The organism is Oleiphilus sp. HI0132, from assembly GCF_001635845.1.
Genome location: NZ_LWGJ01001714.1, coordinates 1 through 6,688, shown reverse-complemented (window position 1 = coordinate 6,688; position 6,688 = coordinate 1). Strand labels below are relative to the sequence as shown.

Genomic DNA, 6,688 nt, shown 5'->3' with positions numbered 1-6,688 from the left:
TAGCACGGTTAAACACGTTGAACTTACCAGTAGGCGTTGTTAAACCTTTAATACGAGTAATCTCTTTAAGAGTCTTCGCATCGTAAACAACGATTTCACCAGTTGGGTTCTTGTTGTCAGTTCGGTTCCAGACAGATACCCAAACCTCAGTACCATCTTTGTTGAACTCCATGTGCAAGGCCGCTTTACCTTCTTCTTCAGTTACACGAATAGTTTTAACGATTTCGTGTGTGTCCTTATCAAATACCTGAACACTTTGCTGAACTTCTGGCTCTGGGTGCTTAAGCTGATCTGCCCATACATATTGAGATGTTGGATGGGTACGAATAAATACGCCCGCACCGTCTGTCTCAACTGTGTAGCACAGCTTCCACGCTTGGTCAGGATGACCAATCGGGTCGTTGCCCCAAACAGATACTTCACCAATACCTAGGTGAGTCGTTGCACCAACAGGGCCACACTCTTTATCAGTCCAGTTAGCACCAGGACCCGGGTGAGGCAATGAAGCAACATCGATCATTTTCTCTAACTTACGATCTTTCGTATCAACAACAACCATCTTGTTTGAAGCGTTTGCTGCGATTTGGAAGTAACGACCTGTTGGGTCAAAGAAACCATCATGCAAGAACTTAGCAGTATCCATTTGATCAATACGTAGGTTATTGATGTCGCTGTAATCAACCTGCCACATTTGACCTAACTCTTTGATCGCAACCATCCAAGTTGGCTCATTAGGTGTTGTGTAGATCGCCGCAACGCGAGACTCTTCGACATACTCACCGTCAACATTAACACCACGAGAAGAAACTACTTTCAGAGGTTCAAGTGTTTCTGCATCCATGATTACGAAGTGCGGAGGCCAATAACCACCAGCGATAACATATTTGCCATCACCGGAAACAGCGATATCTCGTGCGTCATACGCCATTTGAGTTTCAGCTACCAACATCTTGTCTGGCGTCTGCCATAAATCGATCTTGTTAACCTTACCGTCACGACCAATGGTGTACCAGAAACGACCTACGTCTTTCGCATGATCAGTTTTATGGTGCTCAGTACCCTTGATTACGTGTACTGCATAACCCGTATCGATGTGTGCAACAATTTCATGTTTGTCACCATCGATGATGGCAGCAAGACCTGCATCACGCTCAATGACAACAAAGAAGTTCTCCCAATTACGGCCATGTAGAGGTTTAGTTGGATAGTCTTTAAGAGCGATATATTCTTTGGTCCGCTCTTTCATCATCGCTAAAGACATCTCTGGTGGAACAGGAGGCTCCAACTGAATATACTTCGCAAGAAGGTCAATCTCATCTTTAGTGAAGAGATCATCAAAGTTGTTCATGCCACCTTCAGTACCTAGCTCAATAATACGAGACAGACGCTTGGTTCCTTTCTTAAGGGTTTCTTCAGGCATCAAACTTTTACCTGTTGCCCCCTTACGTAATACACCATGACAACCCGCACAACGCTGAAAGTACATGGATTTTGCTTTGTCGAATTCTTCAGGGGTTAAGGTTGGTGCAGTGTTTGTTGCTGCCTGAACCCCGGCTCCCATGCCAACGCCCATTGCTAGAGCTAATGCTGACAATATATGTTTTGTGTTCTTCATCGTATGCGAACTCCTGTTAATTGTTGTCGCTATTTGTCGTTTGGGTCTTTTGTCCGACTTCCCCCTTTAAGCCGTGAATCCCCAATAAAGCTATAAGAAGTGCTATGTTCGAAAAAAGTTACTACTCCAAAAATATGTGTTGCTATCTTCTTACAACGTCTCTCTCAAAACGTTATCTTCCTCTCTAACCACACCTACCCTTAAAGTGGTAGATACCTCCTTCCTTCGTGGATAGATCATTTGAAAAGACGGTTTACTTGACCTCAATCAAATTAACACCGCTCCCTCACTGCCATACTCCGCTTCGATTCCGGAGGTCTCACCTAGCTATACTCAAGTTTCGTACCAACACATAAAGCGCTGAAAAATAACAATATTTATAACAAGGGAAATCATAATGACCGCCTTAGCAAGAAATCATTTCGACAACAGTGAGGTAGATATGACAACAACAGGTTCATTATTCGAGACGATTACGGCGATCATTTCCGACCTCCCTAGAGACTTACCTGAAGCAAGTCGCTATCAGCGACTGCTTAACAATATGCAGAATATATTTCCGTTCGATGCGGCGGCGGTTTTGAAACTGGAAGGCAGTCAACTTCGCCCTATTGCAATGAAAGGATTAAGCGATGACGTACTAGGAAGACGATTCATCATTACTGAACATCCCAGACTGTCTCAAGTGATCCATTCAAAAGGGCTGGTACACTTTGAGGCGAACTCAGACCTACCTGACCCTTACGATGGATTAATCGGTGAAAACAACCAACACCCTGATGTACACGACTGTATGGGCATTCCCTTATTAATTAATGAAAAGCCGTGGGGACTACTTACCTTAGATGCGCTTGAACCTGGCACCTTTGACCAGATTGATAAGGACCAGCTGAGGACATTTACCAAACTCACCGAAGCGGCGGTTAAGGCAGCCGTACGAATCGATTCACTTGAAGCCAGTGCAGCTCACCACCGATTAGTCAGTCAAACTTTGCTGAAAAGCTCTGACAGCGAGATGATCGGCCAGAGCGATGTGATGATGAATCTGAAAGATGAGCTAGATATCGTCGCACAATCTGACTTGAGTGTACTGGTGCTCGGTGAAACAGGTGTTGGTAAAGAGCTCGTCGCACGACAAGTTCACAATATGTCTCCACGCTCCAAAGGGCCGTTGGTTTATGTAAACTGTGCAGCGCTCCCCGAGAATATTGCAGAAAGTGAATTATTCGGTCACGTCAAAGGCGCATTCTCTGGCGCGGTTTCAGACCGAGCGGGGAAATTTGAAATCGCACATGAGGGGACACTTTTTCTTGATGAAATTGGTGAGCTTCCCTTGTCCATCCAGCCAAAGTTACTCAGAGCGCTGCAAAGCGGCGAGATTCAGCGTGTCGGCTCAGATAAGAACATTCAGGTAGACGTACGTATCGTCGCCGCAACCAATCGCGACTTACAAAACGAGGTCGCAGAACATCGATTTCGAGCAGACCTTTACCATCGACTAAGTGTCTACCCGGTTCACATACCCCCTCTTCGAGAAAGAAGCAAAGATATTCTCTTACTTGCGGGTTATTTACTAGAAATAAATCAAAAGCGCTTAGGTGTCGAAGGACTCAGAATCACGAGCGATGCCAAGCACCTCCTCACTCAATATGATTGGCCCGGAAACGTACGAGAGTTAGAACATATGCTCAGCCGCTCAGCATTAAAAGCGATTGCTGATCAAGGCCGACACAACCGTTCCATCGTTATCGACGCCTCCTACCTGGATATTCACCTTCAAAACGGTCAGCCAAAAACTAACGGCAAGGAACACCCGCTAGTGAATGAAGCGAACAGCAACCTTTTTTCATTTACACCAAAAGGGAATCTTAAAGACGCAGTCGATGATTTCCAGAGAAATTATATTATTCATATTCTGGACCAACATCAGGGAAACCAGGCGGCTGCAGCACGTGACTTGGGCGTAAACCGAAGTAATTTCTATCGCTTAATTAAACGCCTGGAGCTATAAAGGCTTTAAGAGAAGCAAAGCTTTCCCTTGATTCAAGTCTAAAGTTCATCATAATTAGCTAAGATCTGACCGTTGGCGTCTGCATGAAGCAATGCGACACAAGCTCACTTTTCTTAGGCGTCTTTTACTATGCAAGCTTTAGAGTGGTTATTACCGCAGTTGTCCACAACAACATGGACAGCACATATTCTGGTATTTGTATTCAACATTGGCTTATTCCTGTATGCAAAGCCGATTATAAGCTTCATTGATGGCGCACGTGATAGCGGCGTCAAAGTCACACTGTTTCGCGCCTTAAACGGCCTGGTGCTGATTCTTCATATCGTCCATCTGGTTTTTCTCAGACTCAACAATAGCTACGAAAACTTCTTTATACACTTGGGTTTAAGTCTCACCACTCTGTATCTCAGCATCCTGATTTACAGTATTTGTAGCCGCCAATCTCGCAAGAAGTTCGGCCTCGAAAAAGTTGTTGATGAGAAGCCTGTTTTTCTAGACACCTACTCAAGCCGTCTAGTAGATATCATTATCCTGTTTGTCATCATTCTGGCAACGCTGTTCACCCTCATTAAAATTTGGGGCGCCGATAGTATGCTGGAAACGACTGGCATATTCGGAATCCTATTTGCCTTCCTAGCCTTTACCAGCAACATCTGGGCACCTGATATTATTAGCGGCTTAATCATCCTGAATACGCAAATTCTCGAAGACGGAGACGTCGTCGTCATCGGCGATGATGAAACGGAGTATGTCATCAGCAAGGTAACGCTGATATATGTGATTCTCTACGACATCCGTAATAACCATCGAACGCTCGTGCGGAACAATCAGTTCATTCAAAATAAAATCGATAACCTCAGTCGCGTAGCGAGTACTGATGGCGTACGCCAAGCCTTGAGCTACAACATTGGCTACCCTGAATTTGATGGCAAAACAAAAGACGAACGACAAAAACAGCTGGCAGACTTCAAAGCGAAAATCGATAAGTTTTTTAGCCTTGCGCAAGAAAACTGCCTTGAAAAACCCGATATTAAAATCAACCAAACCCGGCAATTCGAGTGGGCACTTACGCACGCGGGTGATTACGCACTAGAATATACGCTGTGGATCTATCTTGATCGAATTCCAAATACAAAAGTTACGGCAACGATTCGAAAGCATTTGATGGGAACAATCTTTCGCGTGAATGACGCGGTATATACGGCGTCCATTATTGAGGGCATTGATTTATCCACACCACAATTAGCGAAACTTGAGCTAAAAAACGTTGAAAATGCTGGCAAGCTTAGCGAACTAGCTCAAGCCTAGAGGCGGCTCATGCTCTTCATTGCGGGAGTCGATTGCTTCTGCATCTCTTAGAGCCTTAACCAGCACCGCATGCTCGTGCATGGCTTGACCTGAGTGCAGATAATGCTTTGCTGCATCTACCACTTTCTGCCACACCTCAAATCGGTAATTTAAGCTTAACAGAGACTTGGCTATGAAGTCAGAGTCCACACCACTTTCACGCATTTCAGCAGCTTTGGCTAAGGCTTTTTTTAGTTCGTCATCGCTTGGTTTAGTCATAAGTAATGTGCCCCTTCTCCACAAAGAATAATGCCATAAGAACTGGCTCATACTTTAAATATAGCTTATTTGAAGCAATTAAGAGCAAATGCAACGCTTGAGAAAAACTTTAAGGAAAGCAGAAAAGAAAAAGCCGACACTGAAGGCATCGGCTTTTTAATGAATATTCAGCAAGGACACTTAGTGGTCGATAGACGTAAAAATCTTCAAGCCATCAGCTGTTTTGATCAAGTTATAAGACTCACGCCAGTTAGAGACCGTGTCGCCCGAATCGTTCATCATCGTCCATGTGACTGAGGCAAGGAAGCAGCTACGGCCAATCTCGGTGACTTCGAGGTTTTCGTACTTGGTATGTGTTACACCCTCTGCAGAGTGTTTATCAAGCAAGCTTTGGAAATATTCGACCAGGTCAGACGGCGCTGCACACTCCCATACTGCGGCATCTGAAGTGACAGCCAAATAAGGCGCTTGGTATCGACTTGCAATCAGGGCCCCATCAAATGAAGAAAAATCTCGCACAAAGCGGTCAAAGAATTCTTTTATATCATCAAGCATATTTCAGTTCTTATCGCTCAAGGTTACAGGAAGATAAAGAGCCAGAGCCTAGAATCGGCCATTACTCATTTAATGCTATTCAAACACGCAAACTTATCTACTTCAAGCTTTTCTCATGATAGCTTGTGAGTCACGGTTACTTTCAATAAGCGACAACTTGCTTAATGTGAATAAGCTCAGGCACTGAGCTTTATGAAGATGAATTATCTTTAGTATGTTAAGGTAATTTTTCTCAAATTAAATAGAGCTATGACAAGCAAGGTATGCACAACAAAGGTAAAAGAATTCCCGGTAGAAGGTGGATGACACGAGCTGCCGTGGCAATTATTTTTCGGGATCACCCTAGCCAAGGTCGTCAGGTTTTGCTGATCAAACGCGCCGAGCGACCGGGTGACCCCTGGTCTGGTGATATGGCTTTTCCTGGTGGTAAGATGGACGCTACAGATGCCAATATTTATCACACGGCTCTGCGCGAACTACGAGAAGAAATAGGCTTAGATGCCGGCCACCTAGCACCATTAGGGCGCATATCTGACCAGCTCACCAAAACCCACTCAGGTCTACGACCAATGGTTATTTCAGCATTCACCTTCGAACTACAGCTGAATGTGGATTTTGTATTAAACCATGAAGTCGCTGAAACTTTATGGGTGCCAATCAAGCATTTTGAACTTCCGGCCAACCGTGAAAGTATGCAATGGAAGGCTCGCGGGGTATCACTAACAGTGCCTTGCTATTGGTACAAAAGCCGACGCATATGGGGTTTAACCTTACGAATGATTGACGAATTTACAAAGTAGCAATAGTAGTGATGGAAGCGTTACAAAATACTCACCTCAAGTGTCAAATTAATTCAACAAAGTTTTGCTAACATTTCAGTTACTTTTCGACTATATAATGTAGTAATAGTTTAAACAGGTATACCCATGAGCAAGTATTCT

Annotated in this window: 6 protein-coding genes; 3 read left to right on the top strand and 3 right to left on the bottom strand. The window is 44.3% G+C overall.

From position 1 onward, the window contains the following. The coding region (locus A3766_RS26255) for a cytochrome D1 domain-containing protein (protein WP_068643280.1) at nt 1–1,615 on the bottom strand (1,615 nt) is incomplete at its 3' end. Nucleotides 1,616–2,012: 397 nt separating this feature from the next. Between A3766_RS26255 and norR the strand changes: the two genes are divergently transcribed. Both norR and A3766_RS26245 read left to right on the top strand, forming a co-directional pair. Next, nucleotides 2,013–3,626 (top strand): nitric oxide reductase transcriptional regulator NorR, encoded by a 1,614-nt coding sequence (gene norR / locus A3766_RS26250; RefSeq protein ID WP_231883000.1) that lies wholly within the window; start codon nt 2,013–2,015, stop codon nt 3,624–3,626. A 129-nt stretch (nt 3,627–3,755) separates the two neighbouring features. Continuing rightward, the gene (locus tag A3766_RS26245) at nt 3,756–4,934 is read left to right on the top strand and encodes a mechanosensitive ion channel domain-containing protein (RefSeq protein ID WP_068514284.1); all 1,179 of its coding nucleotides are present in this window, start codon (nt 3,756–3,758) and stop codon (nt 4,932–4,934) included. Here the strand turns inward: A3766_RS26245 and A3766_RS26240 are convergent. Beyond that, nucleotides 4,920–5,192 carry a hypothetical protein gene (locus tag A3766_RS26240; RefSeq protein ID WP_068643278.1) on the bottom strand — a complete coding sequence of 91 codons (273 nt, stop codon included), beginning with the start codon at nt 5,190–5,192 and terminating at the stop codon, nt 4,920–4,922. The genes A3766_RS26245 and A3766_RS26240 overlap by 15 nt on opposite strands. Nucleotides 5,193–5,372: 180 nt before the next feature. After that, nucleotides 5,373–5,747, bottom strand: coding sequence for a hypothetical protein (locus tag A3766_RS26235; RefSeq protein ID WP_068514279.1), 375 nt, complete (start codon nt 5,745–5,747; stop codon nt 5,373–5,375). Between the two features lie 302 nt (nt 5,748–6,049). Here A3766_RS26235 and A3766_RS26230 point away from each other — a divergent pair, with 302 nt between their 5' ends. Continuing rightward, nucleotides 6,050–6,547: a CoA pyrophosphatase gene (locus A3766_RS26230; RefSeq protein ID WP_197470177.1), complete on the top strand. Its 498-nt coding sequence runs from the start codon at nt 6,050–6,052 to the stop codon at nt 6,545–6,547. The last annotated feature ends 141 nt before the right edge of the window (nt 6,548–6,688 follow it).

Bases quoted from the DNA above. Each gene is read 5' to 3' on its own strand.
- norR (WP_231883000.1), top strand. From the start codon at position 2,013: ATGACCGCCTTAGCAAGAAATCATTTCGACAACAGTGAGGTAGATATG.
- A3766_RS26245 (WP_068514284.1), top strand. From the start codon at position 3,756: ATGCAAGCTTTAGAGTGGTTATTACCGCAGTTGTCCACAACAACATGG.
- A3766_RS26240 (WP_068643278.1), bottom strand. From the start codon at position 5,192: ATGACTAAACCAAGCGATGACGAACTAAAAAAAGCCTTAGCCAAAGCT.
- A3766_RS26235 (WP_068514279.1), bottom strand. From the start codon at position 5,747: ATGCTTGATGATATAAAAGAATTCTTTGACCGCTTTGTGCGAGATTTT.
- A3766_RS26230 (WP_197470177.1), top strand. From the start codon at position 6,050: ATGACACGAGCTGCCGTGGCAATTATTTTTCGGGATCACCCTAGCCAA.